Origin of the sequence: Agrobacterium sp. ST15.13.015, assembly GCF_027871645.1 — a bacterium.
GTDB lineage: Bacteria > Pseudomonadota > Alphaproteobacteria > Rhizobiales > Rhizobiaceae > Agrobacterium > Agrobacterium leguminum.
Genome location: NZ_JAQAHF010000016.1, coordinates 15572 through 40592, shown reverse-complemented (window position 1 = coordinate 40592; position 25021 = coordinate 15572). Strand labels below are relative to the sequence as shown.

Sequence of the window (25021 nt, the reverse complement as noted above, 5' to 3'; positions counted from 1 at the left end):
CATAAGCGAACACAACAAGTCCATGGGTCGGTATATTCGGTCGATCAGCCGGCAATACCTTAACACGGTCATCATTATGATGTTGTTGATCGGGGCTACGTGCGCGACGGTGCTGGTGGCGCTGGACCGCCACTCGCTGCAGCAGAACATCAGCTTTCTGACCAGCAATCAGTTCATACGGTTTCAACAACTCGCCAACCAGACCCGTGCTCTGATGCGCGCTTCGGCTGACCTCAAGCTGCCCGAATATATTGTCGATGCGATGCGTGACGACATCCTCCAGGCAATTACGGACCTCCGCTCCGTGGCGAGCCGGTTGGAAACCATGCATGCAGAAATCAAGGGGAACTACCTTGAACGTCTACTCCCCCAGGACGAGGCGTTTGAGCGCGCAAGAGAGGATTTGGGCAAGTCTGTAGTGGAATTCCTTGGGCGAGCTGAGCAAATCGCAACGGCCGGCACGCAAGAGAGGCGGGATCGATATTCGTTCTGGGGAGCGATAGATTTTGCGGCAGCATCCGACAGCATGTTGATGCGCGGATTTTCAGATCTCAGTCAGCGTACTCACGAACGAAGCACGCTCAGTGTCTACAACGCGAAACTTGCGGGCGTGTGTCTTCTTGCGCTCATCGCAATGACCGTCCTCGTCACAGCCACGCTGGTGTTCCGCCCCCTGCTGCAGAAACTGCGCAATGAGCATTTCCGGACCGTAGACTACCAGTCCAAACTGGAGCATCTTGCGCATACGGATGGTTTGACGGGGCTTGGCAATCGCTCCCAGTTCAACACCGTTCTTACGCATCTTGTCTCTGAACTCGGACGCAAGGATCCGGGTTTTTCAATACTCCTGGTCGATCTCGATCACTTCAAGGGTATCAACGACAGCTTCGGTCATACTGCCGGAGATGCGATCCTCCGGCATGTCGCAGAGGCGCTTCGGCAGGTTGTGCGTGCAGGTGATACGGCAGTGCGTCTTGGGGGAGACGAATTCGCGATGCTTCTTCCTGGCGTGACGGATGCGTCATTATTAATTTCTATTGCGGAGCGCATAAGGCAGGCCATTGCCGAAGATATCGTCTTCGAGGGGCGAATTCTTCGGACGTCGGCATCCGTTGGTGGGGCTATCGCGCCTCTTCATGCAAATGATGGCACCGGTCTGCTGCAAGCGGCCGATGTGGCTTTGTACGCCGCCAAGGGGGAACGTAGTGCCGCCGTCGTCATCGACGAAGCTGCACTTGCCAACCGGATCGAGGACACTCAGCTCTTGGCTGCACTTGCCACCGCAGCCGACCGACAGGAGTTTGTCGTTCACTATCAGCCAAAGGTCGACCTCCTCACAGGCAAGCATGTGGGGTTTGAGGCGCTGGTGCGCTGGCAGCACCCATGTTTCGGATTGCTGCCGCCCGGTCGGTTCCTGCCATTGATGGATGGCACCCAACTCATGAAGGGTATGACCAAGGCAGTCATATCGACTGTTGGCCGTGACCTTCGTTTCTGGAAGCGTTCCGGCTTGGCGCCCGGCACCGTCGCCATCAACCTGCCAGAGATGCTTCTCCTGACGGACGAAAGCTATGATATCTTTGCGAAGGTAATCCGAGAAAACCGCCTTGAATGGAGCGATTTTTCTGTCGAGATCACAGAAGATGTATTCCTCAACCGAGGTTCCCAGCGGATTCTCAACGCTGTGGAGGGATTTCGTCGACAGGGCGTTTCCGTGTCGCTCGACGATTTTGGCACTGGGTTTGCTTCCTTGGTCCATCTGCGGGACTTCCCCTTCGACGAACTGAAAATCGATCGTAGCTTCGTTTCCGGCATCGAAACGGATCCGCGGTCGGCACAAATCATCCGCGCAATCGTGGACCTCTCCAACAATCTCGGAAAACGATGCGTCGCCGAGGGTATCGAGACGGATGCCCAAAGCCGCTTCCTTCTCGAGATCGGCTGCGAGCTGGGTCAAGGCTACCTGTTCGGCAAACCCGCGCCCGCTGAGATTGCGGTCTCTCACATTCCTGCGGTCCAATTCGTACCGTTTGTCGAAACAATCCACCCGGTCGCCGCGGGCGCACATTGACGCATCATTCCGGAGCAAATGCAAAATGACCTTTTCAAACAAAGCAAAGCATCTTGGTCTGGTTCTTGCGCCACTGGTATTTGGCCTGCCCTCCAGTCCTGTTTCGGCAGACGAGCGCGGCGCCATCGATGTCGTCCATTATTGGGTGTCGAAGAGTGAGGCACGAGCGCTCGACGTGTTTCGGGATGCTTGGTCGCGTGCGGGAAACCGTTGGATCGATCTTCCTATGGAAAACAAGGTTGCCGTTCAACGCACAGTGAGTGATCGCGTCGCCAGCGGCTACGCACCCGCGGTCATGCAGTGGAACGCCAATGAAGGTTCCCGGGAATTGCCGGAAATGGGAATCGTCCTGGATCTGGAAGAGGTTGCCGCGGCAGACCGCTGGCGTGAGGTGCTACCTGCGACCGTGGTTGATCGGATAAGCTTCAAGGGGAAGATCTACTTCGCACCAACGAACATTCATGCCGAGAACTGGCTGTGGACCAGCAAGGCCCTCTTTGATCGGCTGGGACTTCCGGCGCCGAGGACGTGGGAGGAAATTATTGGCGCTGCCGACAGGATAAAACAGGAGGGGCATGTTGCTCTCGCACTGGGAGGCGGCCGCTGGGAGATCTCGCTCATATTCAATAACATCATGTACCAGCAGCTGGGTTCGCAAGGATATGCCCGCGTAATCCGGGGTGACGCGTCGATGATACGTGATCCCCGGATGGCTGAAGCGCTCTCGATGTTGCGACGACTGTCCAGCTATGCTGAGCCTGCGCAGCGGCGGGTGGGCAAAACCTGGGCGGATGCTGCTGCGGCGGTGGGAAGCGGGGATGCCGGCATGCAGTTCATGGGTGATTGGGCCAAGGGAGAACTGATGACAAGAGGCTATGTCTTGGACAAGGACTTCCAATGCAGCCTCGTGCCGGGTACGGAAATCGCCTACTTCATGGTCGTCGATGCCTTCGCCTTCCCGATTACAAATCGCGAAGCTTCAATCAAAGCACAGCGGGATTTTGCCCGCGTGGTCATGGACCCGGTCAATCAGGTTGCTTTCAGCGGGCTCAAGGGATCACTTCCCGTACGGACAGACGTGGATCCGAGTAACCTTGATCGCTGTGGTCGTCTTGGATTGGAAATGATCGCAAGGAACAGCGACGTTAGCGCCCAATCCATGGCAATGCCCGCCCAGATGTCCGAAGCATTTATCGCGGTTCTTGCGAACTTTTTCGACGATGATCGCATACCCGTCGAAAGCGCTCAGGAGCAGCTTTATGCTGTCCTAAGCAAGAAATAGGCTCATCAGGGGAAGTGAGCGCTGATCACTCGCAACGGCCGGAGTGCCAGAGCGGGCCGCGGAGGTAGATGAGCCGAGCATAGCACATGCGGTGGCGGTCGTGTGCCTGCCAAGCAATTGATCGCGTCGGAATGACCGCTCATTTTTCATCCCGACAGTATCGGCCGATAATATCCGAAATTCGCACGCGATGTCCCATGGGCGCAGCTAAGGGTGAAGGGTCAAGCACCTATGGGTTTCGGTTAACACCAAATTAACCAGGTCGGCCAAATTTGGGGTCGTCGAGAAAGGCGGATGAGCGCCAAAGCCGGACATGATGACGGGTTTCGACGTGATTGAGGCACTGCCCGATCACCGTTTCAGCCATTTTAATCGAGGTCGGGAATGTCGAGCCAGTCCGCCATGCATACCTGCAGCAACTCCGTCCAGAGTGCTGCAGCTGTAGTCTCAAAGTCAAAAAGTCAGAGTGTCGAGCGTCGTCTCGATTTCATGCAACTCGATCAGGAAGGACGCGCCGGGATCCGATCGCTGAAGGCCCTCGTCGAACGCGAACTGCCACATGGCCTCGACAAATTCTACACGCAACTGCGAATAACCCCCGAAGCCAGCCGCTTCTTCTCCTCCGATGATCACATTTCCCGCGCCAAGGGCGCACAGATGGGTCATTGGGTCAATATCGCGGACGGCAACTTCAACGAGGATTATGTTGCCAAGGTGCGGACGATTGGCACGGTGCATGCCCGCATCGGCCTGGAGCCACAATGGTATATCGGTGGATACGCCATCATTCTCGACCATCTGATCAACAGCGCCGTCGAAGAGATATTCCCGAAGGGCGGGATGTTCTCGAAGAAGACGATGAAGCCGGCAGAGTTCGGCAAAGCACTCGCCGGTCTCGTGAAGGCCGTGATGCTGGACATGGACCTGGCGATATCCGTCTATATCGACGAGGCGGAGATCGCCAAGCAGAAGGCCCAGACAGAAGCCATCGACGCGGAGCGTCAGCTCGTCTGCAACTGTTTCGGCAAGGCGATGGCGGCAATCGCCGCCAAGGATGTGAGCTACCGGATCGATGACGATCTACCGGCGGCCTATCATGTGCTGCGAGACGACTTCAACAATGCACTGGAACAGCTGTCGACGACGATCCAGCATATTGATGGTGCCGCGACCCAGATCAGCGCCGGCGCGCAGGAGATCCGCTCTGCCGCCGATGATCTCGCCAAGCGCACCGAACAACAGGCCGCCTCGATCGAGGAGACGGCGGCGGCGCTGGAGGAGATCACGACAACTGTCAAGGATTCGAGCCGACGCGCGGAAGAGGCTGGGCACCTTGTTGCCAAGGCCCGTGCAGGCGCCGAAAAGTCCGGCCAGATTGTTCAGCAGGCCGTCTCCGCCATGGGTGCGATCGACAGCTCATCGCGGGAAATCTCCAGCATCATCGGGGTGATCGACGAGATCGCCTTCCAGACCAACCTCCTGGCGCTCAATGCGGGTGTCGAAGCCGCAAGGGCCGGCGATGCGGGTAAGGGCTTTGCCGTTGTCGCCCAGGAAGTCCGCGAACTGGCGCAACGCTCGGCCAAGGCCGCCAAGGAGATCAAGGAACTGATCAACAATTCCGGCGAGCAGGTAAAGGAAGGTGTATCGCTGGTCGGGCAGACCGGTGAAGCTCTGACGGAGATCGTCGGCGAAGTGAAAGAGATCGACCGTCACATCGGGGCGATCGTCAGGGCATCCAGCGAGCAGGCGACCGCTCTTCAGGAGATCAATACTGCCGTCAACACGATGGATCAGGGAACGCAACAGAACGCCGCGATGGTGGAAGAATCCACTGCTGCAAGCCATGCTCTGGTCCAGGAGGTCAGCCGTATCACGGGTATGCTCAGCGATTTCAACACCGGCCGAGGTTCGATCGCGCGTCCTCGCCCTGTTGGGAAAGCCACTGTGCACGCGGCGTCCTCTCCGGCGCGCGACCTTCGGTCGAAACTGCGTGAAACATTTGCCAGTCAGGGCAATGCAGCAATCGCTACCGGAGATTGGGAGGCGTTCTGAGAACGCGGACTGAGCGATTGCTCAGTGGTGTCCATTCCGTCGGGCTCTGTCCGCGTTCGCGGTGAAGTGCAGCCAGGAACAGCGCAGAGCACTTCGTTTTTCGGTCCCATCGCTGGAGCGAGAACCCTGTTTTGGGGTCCCTCGTGGAACGGAGCCGGGTCGCCATTTGCCAGACAAAAAATATGAAGAGCAAAGGCGCCCGGCCATCAGGTTTGCACTGGCCCATGGCTCCCAAAGAGAATTTTGACCATGAAGATTATTCACCACCTTATTTTACGTTTGAGCGCCGACCGGCACGGCGGCATCGCGATCATGGCGGCAATACTGCTGCCGGTCATCATTGGTTTTGCTGCTTTGTCCGTCGAGTATGGATACGGGTTGCTGGTCCGGGACGAAAATCAGCGCACTGCTGATCTGGCATCTTACGCGGGCGCGCTCGCCTATAGTGAAACAAGCTCGCAGGATCGGATGAGGTCTGCCGCGCTCAATGTTGCGAAGCTCAACGGCGTCGATCCCGCGAACGTTTCCGTCTCGCTTGCGGCGTCACCGAAAAACGAAAAGCTCCAGGCGGTATACGTTGAGGTGAAGACGACGAACACGCTGTTTCTGGCGCCGGTTCTAGGGGTGAAACCTCAGCTTGACGTCGCAGCAGAGGCCTATTCTTCGTTTGGCGCGGCGGAAAGTGCCTGCATCATCGCGCTTGATAAATCGGGAACAGGCGTGACGCTTTCCGGTGGTGTCCAGGTCGGCGCGCCAAATTGCTACGTGGCCTCTAACAACGATCTGATCGCACCATGTGGTACCAAGATCACAGCCAAGAGTGCCACCTACTTTGAGGGTTCTTCGCAGCCCTGTCCGTGGACAGCGAACATTGTGAAAGGCGACGGCAGCGAAGCTCCCGTCACCAAGCAGTACACCTCCGATCCCTTGGAAAATCACGCGGGCGTGGCGGAACTCAATGCTCGCCTCGACATAATTCGGAAGGCGTCCTGGCCGACTGAGGCTTCGGTCACCAAAGGCAAGGACATCGAGTTCGGTGGCAGCACCTCACCCCCGGACACTGCCGCCGCCCTGCAGGCCATTGGATGCAGCTACGATCCGGCCAACTACAATCAGTACTGGATGGACAAGTGGGATGTGACCTGCAGCGGTTCCAAGATCAACATCGGCTCGTTGCTTGTCCACGGCAACCTCCAGGTGAAGTTCAACGTCTCGGGGGTCAAGTCGACAGTCTATAACTTCTCGGGCAGGATTCAGAACGACTTCGGCACGAAGCTCGAATTCGGTGACGGCACGTTCAACGTCGAGAAGGGGGTCTATGGTGCGGACCTGACATTTGGAACTGGTTCGTTCCACTTCGGCATGGGAGGCGAGAAATGTGGTGATGCCCGCTATAGCCTCTGTGCCTCGGGCAAAGTCACCATAGATGGACCAAGCGCCTTCGTGTTTGACGCAGGTTTCTACACGGGTGCAGGCGCCACACTCAAACTCGGGGCCGGTACGTCCAACAGCTACACCATCGGGAAATCCAGCGGCGACAACGCCATCGGGCTTGATGGCGGCTCCATCACGGTCATGGCGGATGCCAGCACCGGAAAGGGTGTTTTCCGCCTGAACGGAGATCTGAACGGCGGTGGTGGCGGTAGCTGCATCACCATCCCCGCAAGCGCCGAGCATGACATATCCGGAAACGTCAATCTGGCAGGCGGTGCACGACTTGGCGCTGGTACCTATACCGTTGACGGGTACTTCTCGGTGAATACCGGCGGCTCCGCATGCAGCGACAACGTCGCGGTCTCCGGCAAGGACGTCACCATCGTCCTGTCAGGCACCGAAACACCTTCTGATTGGGAATGTAGCGGAAAGTCATTCTGCCTGACCGGCGGCAACGCCATCACGCTCAACGCCCCGAAATCCGGCCCCTATGCGGAATTGGCGGTTATCGGTCCGCAGTCTTCCAAGAATACGACAGGCGCTGAGATCACCTCCGGCGGCAGAGCGAAAATCTCGGGCGCCTTCTATTTTCCAAATGGCGTGATCGATTTTGGCGGTGGTGGTCAGCTCGGGGACGCGGGTAACGGCTGTCTGCAACTGATCGGCACGAGCATCTCGCTATCCGGCGGCTCCCAAGCGATGTCCGAATGTACGCAACTGAGTGGAACCCGAAAGGTGGCCTTGGTCCAATGAAGACGTTTCTGAGAATAATGGCGCTGCGAGCACGCGTTCGCCTTGGCCATCCGCTTTTTGTGTTGAAAGACACAAAGGGCAATGCTGCTATCGAATTTGCCTTGGTCGTTCCCATCTTCGCTCTCGTCTTCGTGGCGAGTGTCGATCTGGGAATGCTGGTGTTCTCGCGATTTCAACTGGAGGCGGCCGTCTCGGCAAGCGCCAGCTATGCAATCGCCCATGCCGACCAGGTCGATGGCAGCAACGGTAGCGAACTGGCCAAGAATCTTGCCCTCATGATCGCCAGCAATTATCGGGGCGATGCCACCGCGGCAATACAGGTCAATAACGGTCCGCAGGCCAGTTATGACGGGGCGACGATCAAGATCGGTGGCGTCTCCAGTCAGGCCAATGCCTGCTATTGCCCGAAGGGGAATGCCGCATCTGTCGAGTGGGGGTCGCAAGTCACCTGCAACTCGTCTTGCCCTGACGGCGGGCGTGCCGGACGCTATGTCGCTGTAACGGCAAAGCAGGCATATACCCCGTTCTTCACGATGTTCGATGTCGTCAAGGACGGTTCCATTGCCGCCAACGCAATGGTGCAGACGAAATGAGGTATTCCATACGCAGGTTCATTCGTGAACGTTCCGGCGCCAGCGCCGTTGAGTTTGCGTTGGTCGCGCCGGTCTTTTTGTTGTTGCTGTTTGGTATGATCGAATTTGCCCGGTTGTTCTGGGCGACCCATGCTCTTCACGAAACAGCAATCGCCACGGCGCGTTGCATGGGCATACCGCAGATCCAATGCGAAGACGGTGGAGCCTACAGCTCGGAGAATGCGATCGCATTTGCGAAGTCCAAAGCGGCGGGGTGGCTCATCCAACTTGATCCGACGGCGATCACTCTCGATCGCAGTGCCAGCTGCAACGGTTTGGAAGGTCTTTCAAAGGCGAGGATCGAATACGAGTTCACGACCGTTGTGCCAAATCTCCTGACGTCCCTGGCGGGCGGCACTCAGCTGAAAGCCGAAGCATGCTACACCAACTACTGATGTGGCCGCACGGGGCTCCATACCACGTTGCACGTCCCGACGGTTTGCTCTGCCGTGGATGAGCGGCGGGCGTCCCCCAGAATACGCGCCTTCAAGGGCGCGCGTATCATCTATAACAACGGCGTGGCCACGCGGGATTGCACGATCCGCAATCTGTCTGCAGGTGGCGCCCGGTTGGTCATGGAAACGACGATGGAACTTCCCAACGTGTTCGAGCTGGCGCTGGAAGGCGGTTCTCGGCGTCAATGTGAAATACGTTGGCGTAGGTTTAATGAACTGGGCGTCGAATTTATGGGTGGCAATATACCAACATGAACACAACGAGCTAGCTTCCAGTCTTCTCCGCCCGATACGATGATACTGATGGCCGGATTGTATGTTCGAAACACCGTGCTGAATCGTCCAATGGGACGTCGGGGATGTAGCCAAGTGCGTCGATGATCTGCGACAGCTCTTCCTGCTGGGCTTCGGACTTCTTCTGACGGGCAATGTATTCATCCTGCAGGTTTGCCAGGACGTCGCTGGAAACCGAGGGGTCGCCGCTCGCGCGAGTCCATTCCTCGTAGACAGCCTCATCCGCGGCGAGCAGCCGGCGGTGTTCGTGTATTGCCGACACCGCCAATTCCTCCAACGCTTCCTTCGGCATCGAACAGAACCGCGGATCCCGCTCGCTCTTGTCGGTCTCAGAGGACTCCGCATCGTTCATTCGTTTTTCCTCGAAACTCATTCCTTCACCACTCGAAACGATGCTTTGGTCCCGCACTGTGCGGCCGCGCTACAGACTATCATAAGACCAACATTGCAAATCCGTCGAAGATCGATTGCCCCCAATATCACAGGACATGTCGAATCGGAACTATAGTTCCTAGAACAATAATTCCGATTCAGGTTCCGCTCACGTCATGGATCTCAACGAGGTCATGGCGGTCAATTTGCGTCGAATACGTCATGGCAAGAAACTGACGCAGGAGGAACTGGCGCACCGCACAGGCCTGAGCGCACGCCATATCGGTGCCATTGAACGCGCCGAAATGTCGGCAACCCTCACCGTCCTTGGCCAGATTTCAGAAGCGCTGGGCGTCGAACCCGCCGAGCTTGTGACCAAATCGAACTGATCTGCAAATCGCGCCCGTGGTCGACTGGATTTTAGGGTTCGGAGGCGGTTTCCGCTCCGAAGCCGATGTGCATCGATCGATTGGGACAGCTCGACCACTGAGATTGAGCATGGGTCAAGGCTTTACACGAGCGGCGGGCCGCATTATATATTCTCCACAAGGAGAATGATTATGGCCAGCACATCACACGCCTACACACCCGCCGAGGCGGCGGCTGTCAGCGAGATCGCTGTGAAGTCGGTGCACAATGCGATCGACAAGCGCATCATCGAGACTCATCTCGTTGGTAGCAGGGGTCGAGCACTCACCGATGAGGATCTGCTTCGGTTGAAGCTCTGGTACGGCGTCGGATCGATCTTGTCTGCCGAGCGCCGCAAGCGCCTATTCGATACGATCGACCAGAACCCCGATGCCGAAACTGTTAGGGCAGACGATTATCTCATTATCGACGTTGCGCGAGCACGAGAACAACTGGCCGCGCGGGCCGAGGCGCTTCGAGAAGCCGAACGACTGATTGAAAGCGTGAAAGGCGTCGTGGGCGGCGAGCCGGTTTTCAAGCGAACCCGTGTTCCCGTGCGAACGATTGCCGCGATGAAGACCCAAGGCGCAAGTACAGCGGAAATCGTTGAGGGCTATCCTTCGCTCACCGAGCGCATGGTGGAACTTGCCGAGATCTGGGTTGCGGCCCATCCCGCCAGAGGACGTCCGAGGAAGCTTTCGGAGCAGGGCCTGAAGGTGAAATCCGTGAAGCGCCTGATCCTTCGGAACGAGAACGTCCCTAAAACGTCTGGCTCGACCTCGTGAAGTTTCTTATCGATGAATGCCTTCACACGTCTCTCGTGGCCGTGGCTCAAGAGCACGGCCACGATTGTTTCCATGTAAATTGGCTGGGACTGAGCGGCGAGACCGATTGGGACCTAATGCCTCGGATTATCGAGGAAGATTTCACCTTCGTGACGAACAACGCCCGCGACTTCCGGAAGCTCTATGCCAAGGAAGAGCTGCATGCGGGTCTGGTGATTATCGTCCCGCAGGTGCTGCCTGTGCTGCAACGAGAATTGTTTGCCCTCATATTGCAGGATCTGGCAGGCGCGCAGGATATGGTCAACGCAGTCATCGAAGTAACCCTCGACGGAGAGGAAGCGGTTCTCACGCGCTATTCGCTTCCGGAAGTATAGTCACCTTCCAAGGAAATCATTTTCCTCCGATCCTCGACAGGTCGATCCGCATCTCAGCTGACCCAACGTTCTCGCTTTTCTCGGCGCCTTCAGTGCTTGTATCCGCAGGAGGTATGTCGCTGCTCGCCTCGGCCTCCTCTGGAGGCAATACATTGTCTATCGTCACGCTTTTTCTCGGATCCTCCGCCTGGAACACGCTCACGCCTTCGAACTCGCCGGTCTTCCAGGCGTAGACAGCGTCCTCGAAGATCTGAGGGAAGACGTCATCGCTCTTCGGATTGCCGTACCATTTGGCAACGATCCGCAAGACCTTCGCGAACATCGCCGTTCCCTTGCGAAGGTTTTCGCAAGGATCGACGAGATCAGCCTTTAAGTCGGCCGTATCCTTGACGCCGACACCCGCAGGGAACTGTGTCAAGCCGACGCGGACCACTGCCTGGCCGACATACTGCCGGACGATCGCCATGGCCTCGTCCGGCGTCATCGCCTTCGGGACGAGGATCAATCGGCCACCCGATTTGACCGTGACGGCAAGCGGATCGTTCGAGCCCGCAGCGGTCACGAACTGTTCGACGATTGCCGGCTTCAATGAGGGGTCGGCGCATTGTTGGATCAGGGCAGCGTCGAGCATGAGGTCTCCTCGGGCTTCAGGTGTTGAAGGAAATCAAGAGGGGCTTATCGAACAGACGCGCCCAGGCTTCCGCATTGGCGCGTTGGATGGCGACGATGGATGTCCCCTTGGTCCACCAGCCGTTGCCGACGGCGACAATGACGTCCGGATCGTGGAGCATGGATTGGAGAACGGGCCAGACGATCAGTTGCTCGTAGCAGATCAGCGGTGCGACCCGAGCATCAGCGACCGCCACTACCGGGTCCGCGATGAAATGCGCCCGCGCGCCACCGCTCTGACCCAGCAGGGGACGCCAAGGCTGCCACATCGAGCCCGGGACCGGCATGCGCTCGCGATAAATGACGCGAGCACCGTTACGAGAGAGAGCGACCAGAACATTATCGTATCCGCCCGTATCGACGACCGCAGCGCCGGCAATGACGGTGACGTCAGTGCCCTGCAGCCCATTTACCCAGAGCCGCTCGACGGTCGGCGTCCAGAAGCCCAGGGCGCTCTCGGGGAGGACAATGGTGAGGGCGCCGCCGGATGCTCGATCCTTCACCGTGGCAATCAGATCACGGTGGTGCCTAATGCTGACGTCGCGACCGAGTGAAGCGCCGAATTCGAGATCGACGCCCCGCCACGCTTCCGTTAGCTTCGGCTCGTCCCAGGTTGCGGCGGACCAGATCCAAAAGCCTGCCAGGACAATCGCGACAGCTGGCCACATGCGGGTTACGAGGCCCATGAGGCCGGCTGTCGCGGCAAGGAGCCCCCACCATCCCCATCCCGGAAACAGCACGCCCGCGGCCGTGATCGGATGCGCCCAGCCGGTGATACCGATTGGCGGAATGGCCATGAGCAAGACTGCCGCGAGGTAGCGAAACGGTCGTGTACGTTCGCATCTCGTCCAGAACATTGCGTGGACACCGACAAAGCCCAGCGATGCGCTGAGCCAGAGCAGCAGTCCCGGCCAGAGGTCGGAGGAATAGAAGGTGGCAACGCCCTGCGGCAGACCGCGTGATGCAGCGAGGAAATAACCGGCGGAAACCGCTGCGGCCGCCAGTCGTGACCGCGCAAGCGCCCAGAGGGTTGGAAACGTGCATGCGAGCGGAAGGAAAAGGACGTGACCGCTCCACGCCACCGTTCCGGCGATGATTGAAGCGGCAATCAACAGGACCGGCCGAACGCGCTTACGGCACATAGGTGAGCACCGGTTGCGCCAGGCCGAGGATGCCCGAAACGGGAAGGGGACCGAAGTAGCGGGAGTCGTAGGAGCTCCTGTGCGGTGAATGGAGGAAGACGCTTTGTGCCGGCACGGCGCCGCCGAAATACGGCACCATCGGCCGACCCTTGCCGTCGCGCTGAGCCAGATCGGAGAAAGGGATCGCATGCCCGTCGATCGTTACGCCCGCACCGATTTCGACATGCTGCCCGGGAACCGCGATGACCGTCTTGATGAGCGGAGCGACCCCGCCCGGGCAGGTTCCGAAGCGGAGATAGCCACGCGCTCTGGCCTCTCGCATGACAGGCGTTTGCGGAGGGCAAATGAAGACGAGATCGCCTGCCGATACCACTCGATTGAGCGCCGAGATGCGCCATATCCCGAGGGGCTCGCTCGGCGTCAGGTTGATGCGGTAGCCGCCGATCTTGGCGGCAGCGGCACTGCCCCCAACGACGGTTGCCGCCACCAACAAAAGCACGACGGCATTCGATCGTCGCGCAGGTCGCATCCGACGTACAGAGACTTGCGCCGTCATTTCAGGGACAGTCCCTGGCTCTTTGTCTGACGCAGGGTTTCCGTCTGTTTCAAAGCCTCCGTCGTGCGCTCATGCGCGGCCAGCTGCTGCGCGGTCCGCATAAAATTCCATGCTGATTGCACTTCGGCCCTCTGTCCGGCCGTCATCCCCGCGGTGACGGTGTTAAATGTCTGTCCGTTGGTGCCTTTTGCGGCAAGAGGCAGGAAGGTCCGCTCGCCGAAACGCTCCGATACAGCTCTCGCAAATCCCTCGAGCTCCGCCTTCACCATTTTGTCGGCAAGCGCATATTCGAGACCGGCCGGCAGGTCGTTGCGGTCGATCGCATCGCGCACACGTTCGAGGGTCTGCTTTGCGTTTGCCGAGAGCGCCGGAATATCGATGGACACCTTCAGACGGACGGCGCGTTCCTCGACCTCATATTTGCGCTCCGCCTCTGCACGCTGGCGCAGATAGCGTTCCAGATTTCGAGCCAGAGCCGGCGCGTTGGTCAGCGCTGTTGCCCGCGCCTGCTTGTCAGTGCCGCTTGCCAGTAGACCGGTCTTGCCTTTCAAGGCGCCGAAGCTTTCCGGTTGATCGCGGATCCTGCCGATGGTGGCATTCGCCACCGCTCCATCCTTCAGCAGTGCGTCGACGTTGATCGCCTTGAACGCGATTCCCGGCTGCGCGTAGACGAGGTGGAAACGGGTCGAAACCTCCTCCCACTGTTTCTTCAAACCGGGATCGGCTGTGACCTTGTCCTCCACCGCCTGGTCGATTGATTTTGCGAAGGTGGTGATGCCGGAAACCATGGGTCTTGCCTTCCTGACAGTGTCATGAATTGGGGATTTCACAGAGCCGATGATGAGCCCGAGCTTGGCGGCGACCGCGGCCAGCCGCGCACCAAGATCGATGAGCTTTTGCTTTTGCCCAACCGTCCATTCCAGCCGATCGCGGAGGAGCGTGCGGGCCACGTTGACGAGATTGAGACCTCGAGCCTCGGCGAAGCGAAGGGCCTGATGGTAGAAGGGACCACCAGCGTAATCGAGGGTCGTTTCCTTGGCGTTCCTGCGCGAGAGGACTGGGATCAAGCCGCCGGCCTTGGCGAAGGATCTTCGGCCGTAATAGACGGCCAGGTCCTCACGATGACGAGTCATGGCGACATAGGTGAGGTGGCGATCAAGAGAAAGAGAACCCAGCACCTTGACCCGATCGACCGTGGCGCCCTGGCTTTTATGGATCGTCGTGGCATAGCCATAATCGAGGTTGTTGTAGAAGCGTTGTTCCACCAGCACCTGGCGCGCAAGCTCGCCATCGCCAACCTGCGCGACGATGCGGCCCGGCCCGGTCTCAACGACCTTGGCCAACATGCCATTCTTGACGCCGAGCGATCCTTCGTTCTTGAGGAACACGATCTGGTCGCCCACGGCAAAATTGCGATCGCCGTCCGCCGTCTTGAACATAGCTCCCTTGTCGAGAACCCCGCGCTCGATGAGTTTGATGCGCGCCATCTGGTTGAGCATGCGAACGTCCCTGCGCAAATGAGCCAGGATCAGCGACGTCTTCGCCGGATCGTAATCGCGGTCCCAGGCGGCGATGAGGTTGTCGACGGCGTCGGCCTTCAGATCCCACCCGATCACCTTGCCATTGGCACGGTAGGCGTCGACTGCCTTGCCGACGTTGCCGCGCGCCAGGTCGAGCGAGGCATCGCGCATCCATTGCTGGCGCTGGCGATAGATGGTTTCGAGTTCCGCATACCCAATGCGATCGGAAATCGCCCGAAACGCGGCGCCTGCTTCGATCGGTTGGAGCTGTTCGGGATCGCCGATGAGAACGAGCTTGGCGCCGGCCTTCGTCACCGCTTCGACGAACAGCGCCATCTGCCGCGACGACACCATGCCGGCCTCGTCCAGAACGAAGACCGTCTTGCTGTCGAGCTGGTTTCTTCCCGCATTCCAGCGAAGCTCCCAGGACGAAAGTGTCCGAGAAGGGATTCCCGCTTCTTTCTCCAGCCCTTCGGCCGCCTTGCCGGCAAGTGCGCCACCGACGACCCGATAGCCGGCCGCCTCCCAGGCTTCGCGTGCCGCCTTCATCATCGTCGTCTTACCGGCGCCGGCGCGGCCGATCACCGAGGCAATCCGCTCGGCTCCCGCGACGTGCTCGATCGCAGTTCTCTGCTCATCCGACAGGCGGTCATGACGGGCAAAAGTCGCGGCGAGCACCGGATCCCGCACGCCATGTGACGACCGTTGCGATAGCCAGACGGCGCGATTGGCCATCTGCGCTTCCAGCCGGATCATTTCCCGCGTCGTGTATTTGGCGGGCAATCTGGAACCAGTGGCAAAGTCGATCCGCTCGCGCTCAAGGCGGAACGTGTCGGGATGCAGGATGATCCGGACCATGAGGCTTTGGAACAGGGCGGGATCGTCGATATAACGATGCAGGATCTTGGCGACATCACGCTCGTCGAAGACGCTCTTCTCACGCGTGATCAGGTCGATGACGAGTTTTGGGCTCCGGTCGATCCGTCTCGCGTTTTCGGCTCTGCGCGCATCCTGCAGTTCGATGCGCTCGAGCTCGACCGGCATCGTAGCAACATCGGCTTTCCGCTCGATCGCTTTGGTCCCGACGCCAAGGTGGATGGTCGGTTCGAGATCGATCCCCTGCTTTTCGAAGGAGCGGCCGTCGACGCGAAGGTCGAGACCGGCCAGCGCCAGATGCCTGTTCTGGCAGGCAAACCATCCGTCGCGAAACGCGTTGAAATCGTCGATGCCTCCAGCCCAGAGCTCATAGACGATCTTGCCGGCATCGTTGCGGATCGGATTGCCGTCCGGTCCAAGCAGCGCGACCTTCTTGGCGCCGAAACCGTCTTCGGTCAGCGGCCGCAAGGTTGTCATCAGATGAACGTGCGGGTTGCCCGGCGCGTCATGATAGACCCAGTCGGCCACCATGCCGTTCGACGTGATGTGCCGTTCGACGAAATCCCGCACGAGCGCGATATTCTGCTGAGCGCTCAGTTCGATCGGCAGAGCAATGGTGACGTCCTTGGCAAGCTGCGCATCGGAGCGCTTCTCGAAATCTTCGACCTTGTTCCAGAAGGCTTCGGAAGCACCGGCGACCGAACGATCCGCGATCATCGTTCGCAGCCATTCGGGAGCGTCTGCGGGAATAACGAACTCTTCGTGCAGTAATCCGTGCTTGCGAGTGTAGTCGATCGTTCGAGCCTCGCGCTCGAACTCCATCTTGGCGCAGTGCCGGTAGGCCGCCGACAGCACGGCGCTGCGGCCGGAGCCGCGGGCGACAACGCTGACGGAGAAATGGGGGACGGCCACAGCAATTCTTTCCCGGTTGCGAACGAAATCAACAGGTTCGTCGGAAGCGGAAGGCCCCGCCAGGGGCAAAAAGCAGAACGTCGCGTCAGCGACGTATAATTGCGCCCTTCGGATCCGCTCCTTCGGAACGGCCGGGATCATTCACCAAAGCTGGCGCTTTGGCGATTGTAGGATTCACAGTAGTGCGTTCCGCACGCTCCTCCGGGAAACTGGGTTCGAAAGACAAGCTTTCCAACCCAAAGGAGACGTACGGAATGAAAAGGCCATCCTCCAAGATCCGCGACGAAATCGCCAAACTCCAGGAGCAGCTAAAGATCGCCGAGACCCGTGAGGCCGAGCGCATCGGCCGGATCGCCCTCAAGGCCGGACTTGGCGAGATCGAGGTCGACGAGGCAGAGCTGCAGGCGGCCTTCGAGGACCTGGCGAAACGGTTTCGCGGAGGCGAGGTTCGTACGACCGGAGGAAAGAGGGGAGCAGGCGCAGGCGAAAGCAGGGCACCGTCCACGCAGAACGCGACTGGCGCGGCTGCGGGCGGGACTGCTGAGGCTTGAGCGGATGGCGCGCACGACCACATCCGACGCCCGCAAGAAGGACACGCGGGAAAAGATCGAGCTCGGCGGTCTGATCGTCAAAGCGGGCCTTCGATACGAGAAACGGGCGCTGCTGCTGGGCGCGCTCATCGATTTGAGCCAGCGCCTCAAAGCAGATGAGACCGAACGGCCGCGGCTGCTGGCGATCGGCGCGGGGGCCTTTGGCAACAGCGATGAATAGGATCATTCTTTTCATGGCGCCTGTCGTGCTGATGATCCTGGTCGTGATCGGATTGACCGGGATCGAACACTGGCTGTCCGGCTTCGGAAAGACGGAGGCTGCTCGACAGACGCTCGGCCGCGCCGGCATTGCCCTGCCTTATGTCGCCGCGGCGGTCATCGGCATCGTGTTGCTGTTCGCGAGCGCCGGCGCGATCAGGATCAAGACGGCAGGATGGGGCGTCGCCGCCGGAGGGCTAGCGACGATCATTGTCGCCATCGTTCGCGAGGCGATCAGGCTGTCGGCATTCGCGAACCAGGTTCCGGTCGGCAAGTCGCTCCTCTCCTATCTCGATCCGGCGACGCTGATCGGAGCGGCAGCTGCAGCGCTTTCTGCCTGCTTCGCCCTCCGCGTTGCGCTCGTCGGCAACGCGGCCTTCGCCAGTGCCGAGCCCAAACGCATACGCGGCAAGCGGGCGCTGCATGGAGAGGCCGACTGGATGAAAATGCAGGAGGCGACGGGCCTGTTTGCGGAGGGCGGCGGTATCGTCGTCGGCGAGCGATATCGCGTCGACAAGGACAGCGTAGGGACGCGCGCGTTTCGCGCCGATGATCCCGACACATGGGGTGCCGGTGGTAAGTCACCGCTCTTATGCTTCGACGGTTCGTTCGGTTCGTCGCATGGCATCGTGTTCGCTGGTTCCGGCGGTTTCAAGACGACATCGGTGACGATCCCGACGGCGCTCAAATGGGGCGCCTCGCTGATCGTCCTCGACCCGTCGAATGAGGTTGCCCCAATGGTGTCGGCCCATCGCACCAGCGCGGACCGAGACCTGTTCGTCCTCGATCCGAAGAAGCCGGAAACCGGATTCAATGCGCTGGATTGGATCGGGCAATTCGGCGGCACCAAGGAAGAGGATATCGCATCCGTTGCCTCATGGATCATGAGCGATAGCGGCGGTACGCGCGGTGTGCGCGACGACTTCTTCCGGGCCTCGGCCTTGCAGTTGTTGACGGCGATGATCGCCGACGTTTGCCTTTCCGGACATACTGAGAAGGAGAACCAGACGCTTCGCCAGGTCCGCGCCAATCTTTCCGAACCTGAACCGCAGTTGCGCCAACGCCTGCAGGAAATCTACGACAATTCGGACTCGGATTTCGTAAAGGAGAACGTCGCGGCCTTCGTGAACATGACGCCTGAAACCTTCTCCGGCGTCTATGCGAATGCCATCAAGGAAACCCACTGGCTGTCCTATCCGAACTACGCCGCGCTGGTTTCGGGCAAGACGTTTTCGACGGGGGATCTTGCCGATGGAAACACCGACGTCTTCATCAACATCGATCTCAAGACCCTGGAGACGCATGCGGGCCTCGCACGCGTCATCATCGGCTCGTTCCTCAATGCAATTTATAACCGCGATGGTTTGATGAAGGGCAGAGCACTGTTCCTCCTCGATGAGGTTGCCCGCCTTGGCTACATGCGGATCCTGGAGACCGCGCGCGACGCCGGCCGGAAGTATGGCATCACGCTTCTCATGATCTACCAGTCAATCGGCCAGATGCGGGAAACCTACGGCGGCCGCGATGCCGCGAGCAAGTGGTTCGAGAGCGCGAGCTGGATCAGTTTCGCGGCGATCAACGATACGGAAACCGCGGATTACATCTCGCGTCGCTGCGGCATGACGACGGCCGAGATCGACCAGGTCAGCCGAAGTTCGCAGATGAAAGGATCGTCGCGGACGCGGTCGAAGCAGTTGGCCGCACGACCGTTGATCCAGCCGCACGAAGTCCTTCGCATGCGCGCTGACGAACAGATCGTCTTCACGGCGGGGAACGCGCCGCTTCGATGCGGCCGCGCGATCTGGTTTCGGCGCGACGACATGAAAGCTTGTGTTGGCACGAACAGGTTTCACAAGCTTGGAAGCCCACCCGAAGCCCCTCTGATCGAGCCGGCGCGCAGAGCAGCGAGCAAGGTCGATCCAGAAAAATGAAGAGTATCGGAGAAATCAGCGTCGCACGAAAGGGCGGGATTTCGGGAATTCTCGTCGTGCGAGGAGCGGGAAATAGCGCAGCCGCAGGAGCCTCAACAAAGAGGCCCGAAGGGGAGGCGGGACCGACCGCGCCCCGCTCCCGCACACCGTCTGATAGCACGCTTGCTCATAAACGCGGATGAACCGAAGCCGATAAGTTGGGGAATACAGGAGAGGACCGAGGTGACGAAATCGAATGTGGTTCCGTTCAGAAAGCCGAGGAAGTCCGGCAGCAGGAACGATCGACATCGCTGGCAGGGGAAGTCACCCCGATCGGGACCGAGCCGCCCGCGCAAACCCCTGATCGCGATCGTCTGCGCCATGGTCATTGCTGCGGGAGGCTGGCTTGCCTTCGGGGGTATTAATAAGCTTTCTGGGTTTGTGACTGCGGCCAACACACCAACAGCGGATTCATCGTCAGCGGCATTTTCATTCTGCGGTGCAGATCGCCATGTGAACTGCATCGTCGACGGCGATACGTTCTGGTTCGAGGGAGAGAAAATCCGCATCGCGGATATCGACACGCCGGAACTCAGCCCGCCGCGCTGCGAGGCGGAAAGGATCAAGGGCGAGGCCGCGAAAGCACGCCTGCGGGCGCTGCTCAATGCTGGCAAGTTTTCGCTTTCAGCCGGGTTGTGCGACGAAGACAAGTATGGCCGCAAGCTCCGTACCGTGACGCGGGCAGGGCGCTCGCTTGGAGACACCCTCGTCAACGAGGGCCTCGCCCGGCGCTGGGACGGCGCTCGACATGGATGGTGCGGCTGAGAGCCGCGAGAGGATCGTCACCATGGGGCGGAGATCGTGTGCGGGCTCCGTGAGCACCGCGAATAGAGCCGTGCGCCGAAGGCGTCCCGCCCAAGCCTGTCATGACATTTCCGATTTCATCACCGATGTGAATCGATCCACCCCGACCGATTCAAAAGTGTCGTTGGACGCGATTCCCGCGATCGGCGATTCTGATCTCATGATCGCGCAACCCTACCATCTCTATGTCGAACGCACGGATGTCGCGAAGAACATGGCACGCTACTACGCCATGTCGATCGAACCGAACCTCTTTGGCGATGTTTGCCTACTCAGGAAGTGGGGCCGCATTGGCGCGAAGGGTCAAATGATGGTCCATCATTTCGGGCGGGAAGAGGAAGCTGTCGAACTGTTTCTCGATCTGCTTCGACAAAAGCGCAAACGCGGTTACCGCCCGCGCGCCTCTGTGGCAAATTGGGAAAGGCCCGCCGAAGCGGGCCAAGAGGGCGTTTCAGCGACGCCGGTCCCAGTCGGTCTCGAGGGACACTTCGATCTCGACGAAGAAGGGGATCTTGATCACGAGCTTCAAGCCGAGCTTGCCCTTGCGGAAGAAGTGGCTGATCACCTTGCAGAGAGTACGGAGCCGACGGCCGGTGGCGGCGAGGAATTGAGCGAGCTGTTGCATGTTGTTTCTCCTTTCGAATTGCGGTCATCGCGGGGATAGTCGGCAGACCGGAAAGGAGGGACGCACCGAAACGAATGTGGAGGACTTGCCGGCGACTGAATTTTGATCCGCGAGGAGCAGCAGTGCTGTGGGGAAAATTCTGGCGGCGGCAGGTTGCGTCGTGACGAACGGGCTGCAACATCCCCGATGAGAGATGACAGCAGGATCGAAAGGAAGAGGCTCAACTGGTCGCCATCGCTACGATCGCGATGCCTCCTCGACATCCCTATTGAGAGGCGGCTCTCGCCGCCCCTCGGATGAAACTGCACCGCAAGACTGATTATGATTCTGCGTGATCGTCGTAGCTGATACGGGACGCATTTACCGGGGTGCCGGTTTCCCGCGTGATCGCCGTGATGATCGGCGCAAGTGAGCCGAGTTCGTCGTCAGTGAGCGCGATCAGCTCCGGATAGTCGATATCAACGCCGGTATAGTCCGCCGTCAAAGCGATGGCCCAATCGCCGCCGTTGATGCGATATTCATGCGTGTCGAAATCGAATTCGAGATCGTCCAGCAAGTTGATAGTAAAGCGCCCGAATATCTCGGCCTCCCCCTCCAACTGATAGTCGGCGAACTCCTCGCCTCCGGTGAGAACGCTCCGCTCCAGCGCCATGATGATCCGCACGCAGCCAATTGCTGCCTCCAGTCCTTTGATCAGGCGATCGTGGAGCGCTCGCGAGAATTCGCTGTCGCAACCGATGCGGTTTGCGAGGACGACGAGACGGAAGCCTGAAAGCTTGGCGTAGAGCATGATGTTCTGATCGGTTGTCATGATGTGATCTCCTTCGTTGATGACGGAGATCGGCCACTCTGTAGCAAAGAGGGGTCAAGGACCGCGGGACGCGGCTCGCAAGCGGGGGAACCGATTTTTCCAGAGCCTGGCGGCGGAAAAATTGGGGGAGACCGCGCCGTCCTTGACGCCGGATTTGCTGGAGTAGAATGGGAGGTCATAGAGAGAAGAGACCCGCGGACCCGTAGGGGACGCGACCGTCTCCGGCGGGAGCCGGGGGGAGCGTTGAGGGGTGAAATCCCTGACAGCCGGGAGGCCGGTCGAGCCGGCGGACCGGCTCAAATAACAGGAGGAACGAGCCGCTCAGAATGGCGGCTCGGCTTCGACGGCGCCCTCCTGTTCGGCAAGCATGACGGCCAGATCGGCCTCGGCGAGTTGGAGCTCCGCCTCGATTTGACGCCGCTCGGCCGCGCCCCATGCGTTCCTCAGTTCGGCACGCAGTTCCTCGATGTGCTGTTCGATCGTCATCGTCTCATCTCCTTGAGTTCGTGAAAGACGACGACGCGGGGCGGGACGGGATGGCGGGGTCAGGGATCGCGAACGCGACCGCCAGCGGCGGCGAGTGGGGGAGCCGATTTTGTTGGAGCGGCGGGAACCGAAGCGGAGGCAAAATTGGGGGTTGACCGCTCGTCCTTGAGGCCGCCATGCCGGCACGGCATACTGGAGCGCTATGAGCAGACATTTCCGGTTCCGCATGGCACCAGGAAAGCCGGAAGCGGGCTCGATGCCCGCTCCCGGCTTCTCTATTCGGCCGCTTGGCCCCGCCTTGGCGAGCGGGGCCTCGTCCGGATCTCAGTCCCGGTTGGGGCGGGACCAGATCAGCTGGTAGCCGTCCTCGCCTTCGACTTCGGTGAGGGTTGCGTAGATCGGAGCGGGGAAGCTCGGGTCGTCCAGCTTGACCGAGAGGTAGTCGCGGTCCTGCTCGGAGCGCTTCTGCCAGGCCGCACCGAGCTCGACGTTGCCGGCGTAGATGCGGTAGTGCGGTCCCTTGTCGGAGGGGTTTTCGATGCGGGCGATGCGGGCCTTGACGTTGAGGGCAAGCGTGCGGATCGAGCCGTTGAAGCCGGTTTCGGTGGAGGTGAAGGTGCCGATCGTTGCCATTGTGGTGTTCCTTTCGTTGGTTTCGGGCCGCGCCCTTCGCGGCCTCGATGGCTGTCGAAAGGACCGGGGACGATCGGACCGCACCCCCGGGGTCCCCATTGCGCATCGCGCCGTGGGGTGGCTTGCCGGGCCGCAATGAAATGGAGGGCGGCCGGGAGGAACTTTGTTGCTGCGCGAGGAATGCGGCACGCCGGGGTCCCCACTCGGCCTGTCGAGTGGGGTTGCGTCCGCAGGGGAAGAAAGTTTCGGATGGCCGTTGCGGGAGGACGATCGAGGCGACGCCGGTCTCCGGTCAGACATGCCTCATCGAGCCCGCGAATGGAGCCCCGCTATATCAGGCAAAGGCACGTGGCAATGGCGGCTGCGCACAATTGGACCATAGCTCCGATTTCGGCTGATCGGGGGACGCTTCGCTCCGGCGTCAGCTTAAGCCGTACCAGGTCCCACGACCGGCTCCGTGGAGGGTCAGATGTCCCTGCTCGGTCAGCGCCCGAAGATGATCCTTGACGGTGTTGCGGCTCGCGCCTGTCGCTTTGGCCACATCCATCACCGTGACGCGCCCGCGCTCACGCGCCAGTTCGAGGATCGCGACGGACAACTCCGGCAGGTCGCCGAGGAGAATGCGCTCACGCTCGATCTTGCGCTCGAGACGCTGCTTCTGGCGTTGCAGGCTCCGCAGGAAAAACTCGACCCACGGATTCCAGTCCTGTTGGTCCGTTCGTATCGTGCCCTGCGTTCGGCGAAGCGCGAGATAATAGGCTTCCTTGTTCTGCTCGATAACACTTTCCAGTGAGCTGTACGGCACATAGGAATAACCCGCCCGAAGAAGCAGCAAAGTGGTCAGAGCGCGCGACAGTCGGCCATTGCCATCCTGGAAAGGATGGATTTCCAGAAAGACGACGACGAAGACAGCGACGACGAGTAGAGGGTGAAACGTGCCATCCTTCTCCTGAGCTTGTTGCCAGGCCACTAGTTCCGACATTCGGCCCGGCGTATCGAAAGGGGAGGCTGTCGCGAAGACGACGCCCAGACTTCGTCCATCCTCGTCGAAGGCTTCGACGTTGTTGGCAAGGGTTTTCCAGTTTCCCCTGTGTCGTTCATCTTTGACCGAGTGCGCGAGCAGATCCCGATGCAGTTGGCGGATGTGATTTTCGTTAAGCGGGATTGCGTCGAAGGCGGAGAAGATCGTCTCCATCACCTCGGCATAGCCGGCAACCTCCTGTTCGTCTCGGCTGGAGAACGAGCCGATACGGAGGTTCGAGAGCAGCCTTTCGACCTCGCGGTCGCTTAATTTCGCGCCCTCAATACGTGTCGACGATCCGATGCTTTCGATCGTCGCAACCCGCCGCAAGCTGGACAGCCGATCGGGTGCGATGCGACCAAGCGCTCGCCAGGCGCCTTTGAATTCGTCAATCTCGGCGATCAACGACAGGATCTCAGGCGTGATACGCAATTTGGAGAGATCGAGCGCCGTCATCCATTTTCCCATCCGTTTCCATCCAAATGGGGTATGACATAGCGAGATCCATTTTTCCATCCAATTTCATCCAATATGGAAGAACGAACGGGAAAAAGCCGCGGCACGAAGGAGGTCGCCCTGTTGTCGGGAGGAGGCCCCGCCTTGGCGAGCGGGGCCTCGTCCGGATCTCAATCCCGGTTGGGGCGGGACCAGATCAGCTGGTAGCCGTCCTCGCCTTCGACTTCGGTGAGGGTTGCGTAGATCGGAGCGGGGAAGCTCGGGTCGTCCAGCTTGACCGAGAAGTAGTCGCGGTCCTGCTCGGAGCGCTTCTGCCAGGCCGCACCGAGCTCGACATTGCCGGCGTAGATGCGGTAGTGCGGGCCCTTGTCGGAGGGGTTCTCGATGCGGGCGATGCGGGCCTTGACGTTGAGGGCAAGCGTGCGGATCGAGCCGTTGAAGCCGGTTTCGGTGGAGGTGAAGGTGCCGATCGTTGCCATTTTCGTGTTCCTTTCGTTGGTTTCGGGCCGCGCCCTTCGCGGCCTCGATGGCTGTCGCAAGGATCGGGGACGATCGGACCGCACCTGATAAGGCCGGAATGGAATGGAGGGCGGCCGGGAGAAACTTTGTTGCCGCGCGAGGAATGGCGGCGTAGCCGCCAGGGGAAGAAAGTTTTGCATGGCCGTTGCGGGAAGACGATCGAGGCGAAGCCGCTCCCCGATCAGACATGCCTCATCGAGCCCGCAAAGGACGTGGCCTATGCCGACGGGTCAAGAGGAACACGCTGATGGCAACCTGCCACCGCCTCACCCAGCGGAACATTGCTGTGGTCGAACCGTT

23 protein-coding genes and 2 pseudogenes are annotated in these 25021 nt (G+C 59.8%); 15 read left to right on the top strand and 10 right to left on the bottom strand.

The genetic code is table 11. The annotated features are described in order from the left end of the window. Positions 1-76: 76 nt before the first annotated feature. The 7 genes from PIB16_RS21590 (at position 77) to PIB16_RS21560 (ending at position 8934) form a co-directional block, all read left to right on the top strand. The gene (locus PIB16_RS21590) at positions 77-2071 is read left to right on the top strand and encodes a putative bifunctional diguanylate cyclase/phosphodiesterase (protein WP_237681479.1); all 1995 of its coding nucleotides are present in this window, start codon (positions 77-79) and stop codon (positions 2069-2071) included. A gap of 25 nt (positions 2072-2096) precedes the next feature. After that, positions 2097-3353, top strand: coding sequence for an ABC transporter substrate-binding protein (locus PIB16_RS21585; RefSeq protein WP_142843323.1), 1257 nt, complete (start codon positions 2097-2099; stop codon positions 3351-3353). 384 nt (positions 3354-3737) lie between these two features. Then, on the top strand, positions 3738-5405 hold the full coding sequence (locus PIB16_RS21580) for a globin-coupled sensor protein (protein WP_142843322.1): 1668 nt from the start codon (positions 3738-3740) through the stop codon (positions 5403-5405). Between the two features lie 249 nt (positions 5406-5654). After that, positions 5655-7592 carry a TadE/TadG family type IV pilus assembly protein gene (locus PIB16_RS21575; protein ID WP_237681478.1) on the top strand — a complete coding sequence of 646 codons (1938 nt, stop codon included), beginning with the start codon at positions 5655-5657 and terminating at the stop codon, positions 7590-7592. Continuing rightward, positions 7589-8185 (top strand): TadE/TadG family type IV pilus assembly protein, encoded by a 597-nt coding sequence (locus tag PIB16_RS21570; protein WP_142843321.1) that lies wholly within the window; start codon positions 7589-7591, stop codon positions 8183-8185. Before PIB16_RS21575 ends, PIB16_RS21570 begins: the two co-directional genes overlap by 4 nt. Continuing rightward, positions 8182-8619 (top strand): TadE/TadG family type IV pilus assembly protein, encoded by a 438-nt coding sequence (locus tag PIB16_RS21565; protein WP_142843320.1) that lies wholly within the window; start codon positions 8182-8184, stop codon positions 8617-8619. Before PIB16_RS21570 ends, PIB16_RS21565 begins: the two co-directional genes overlap by 4 nt. A gap of 54 nt (positions 8620-8673) precedes the next feature. Continuing rightward, on the top strand, positions 8674-8934 hold the full coding sequence (locus tag PIB16_RS21560) for a PilZ domain-containing protein (RefSeq protein WP_161596383.1): 261 nt from the start codon (positions 8674-8676) through the stop codon (positions 8932-8934). Between the two features lie 85 nt (positions 8935-9019). Here PIB16_RS21560 and PIB16_RS21555 read toward each other — a convergent pair. Beyond that, a pseudogene (locus tag PIB16_RS21555) lies at positions 9020-9325 on the bottom strand (transcriptional repressor TraM); the annotation flags it as partial. Positions 9326-9521: 196 nt separating this feature from the next. Between PIB16_RS21555 and PIB16_RS21550 the strand changes: the two are divergent. The 3 genes from PIB16_RS21550 (at position 9522) to PIB16_RS21540 (ending at position 10912) form a co-directional block, all read left to right on the top strand. Then, entirely contained in the window at positions 9522-9734 is a 213-nt protein-coding gene (locus PIB16_RS21550) for a helix-turn-helix domain-containing protein (RefSeq protein WP_037094533.1), read from the top strand. 171 nt (positions 9735-9905) lie between these two features. After that, complete coding sequence (locus tag PIB16_RS21545) at positions 9906-10538, top strand: DUF433 domain-containing protein (protein WP_142913698.1); 633 nt, start codon at positions 9906-9908, stop codon at positions 10536-10538. Beyond that, the gene (locus PIB16_RS21540) at positions 10535-10912 is read left to right on the top strand and encodes a DUF5615 family PIN-like protein (RefSeq protein WP_142913697.1); all 378 of its coding nucleotides are present in this window, start codon (positions 10535-10537) and stop codon (positions 10910-10912) included. Before PIB16_RS21545 ends, PIB16_RS21540 begins: the two co-directional genes overlap by 4 nt. A 16-nt stretch (positions 10913-10928) precedes the next feature. On the opposite strand, the gene PIB16_RS21535 is transcribed toward PIB16_RS21540, so the two are convergent. The 4 genes from PIB16_RS21535 to traA are packed head-to-tail and all read right to left on the bottom strand — an operon-like array spanning position 10929 to position 16587. Further along, a complete protein-coding gene (locus PIB16_RS21535) occupies positions 10929-11543 on the bottom strand; it encodes a TraH family protein (protein WP_142913696.1) in 615 nt (204 codons plus the stop codon). Between the two features lie 16 nt (positions 11544-11559). Continuing rightward, the gene (locus tag PIB16_RS21530; RefSeq protein ID WP_142913695.1) at positions 11560-12723 is read right to left on the bottom strand and encodes a conjugal transfer protein TraB; all 1164 of its coding nucleotides are present in this window, start codon (positions 12721-12723) and stop codon (positions 11560-11562) included. Continuing rightward, positions 12713-13279: a conjugative transfer signal peptidase TraF gene (traF, locus tag PIB16_RS21525; protein WP_244614276.1), complete on the bottom strand. Its 567-nt coding sequence runs from the start codon at positions 13277-13279 to the stop codon at positions 12713-12715. Before traF ends, PIB16_RS21530 begins: the two co-directional genes overlap by 11 nt. Further along, positions 13276-16587 carry a Ti-type conjugative transfer relaxase TraA gene (gene traA / locus PIB16_RS21520; RefSeq protein ID WP_271046318.1) on the bottom strand — a complete coding sequence of 1104 codons (3312 nt, stop codon included), beginning with the start codon at positions 16585-16587 and terminating at the stop codon, positions 13276-13278. The genes traF and traA overlap by 4 nt, the downstream gene beginning before the upstream one ends. Before the next feature lie 254 nt (positions 16588-16841). Here traA and traC point away from each other — a divergent pair, with 254 nt between their 5' ends. From traC to PIB16_RS21495, 5 genes and pseudogenes are all read left to right on the top strand, one after another. Next, positions 16842-17138, top strand: a complete 297-nt coding sequence (gene traC / locus PIB16_RS21515) for a conjugal transfer protein TraC (protein WP_142913693.1) — start codon at positions 16842-16844, stop codon at positions 17136-17138. A 4-nt stretch (positions 17139-17142) separates the two neighbouring features. Further along, positions 17143-17358: a type IV conjugative transfer system coupling protein TraD gene (gene traD, locus PIB16_RS21510; protein ID WP_142913692.1), complete on the top strand. Its 216-nt coding sequence runs from the start codon at positions 17143-17145 to the stop codon at positions 17356-17358. Next, entirely contained in the window at positions 17351-19327 is a 1977-nt protein-coding gene (gene traG / locus PIB16_RS21505; protein ID WP_142913691.1) for a Ti-type conjugative transfer system protein TraG, read from the top strand. Before traD ends, traG begins: the two co-directional genes overlap by 8 nt. A 360-nt stretch (positions 19328-19687) precedes the next feature. Further along, positions 19688-20131, top strand: coding sequence for a thermonuclease family protein (locus PIB16_RS21500; RefSeq protein ID WP_193559327.1), 444 nt, complete (start codon positions 19688-19690; stop codon positions 20129-20131). Between the two features lie 199 nt (positions 20132-20330). Further along, positions 20331-20579: pseudogene (locus PIB16_RS21495) on the top strand (WGR domain-containing protein); the annotation flags it as partial. 535 nt (positions 20580-21114) lie between these two features. Here PIB16_RS21495 and PIB16_RS21490 read toward each other — a convergent pair. The 5 genes from PIB16_RS21490 to PIB16_RS21470 form a co-directional block, all read right to left on the bottom strand. Continuing rightward, entirely contained in the window at positions 21115-21606 is a 492-nt protein-coding gene (locus PIB16_RS21490) for a hypothetical protein (protein ID WP_142859877.1), read from the bottom strand. Positions 21607-21927: 321 nt separating this feature from the next. Further along, on the bottom strand, positions 21928-22092 hold the full coding sequence (locus PIB16_RS21485; RefSeq protein WP_162854296.1) for a hypothetical protein: 165 nt from the start codon (positions 22090-22092) through the stop codon (positions 21928-21930). A 324-nt stretch (positions 22093-22416) separates the two neighbouring features. After that, on the bottom strand, positions 22417-22725 hold the full coding sequence (locus PIB16_RS21480) for a DUF736 domain-containing protein (protein WP_011427435.1): 309 nt from the start codon (positions 22723-22725) through the stop codon (positions 22417-22419). A 421-nt stretch (positions 22726-23146) separates the two neighbouring features. After that, a complete protein-coding gene (locus PIB16_RS21475) occupies positions 23147-24202 on the bottom strand; it encodes a Fic family protein (RefSeq protein ID WP_109461990.1) in 1056 nt (351 codons plus the stop codon). Positions 24203-24372: 170 nt separating this feature from the next. After that, a complete protein-coding gene (locus PIB16_RS21470; protein WP_142913690.1) occupies positions 24373-24681 on the bottom strand; it encodes a DUF736 domain-containing protein in 309 nt (102 codons plus the stop codon). Positions 24682-25021 lie beyond the last annotated feature (340 nt).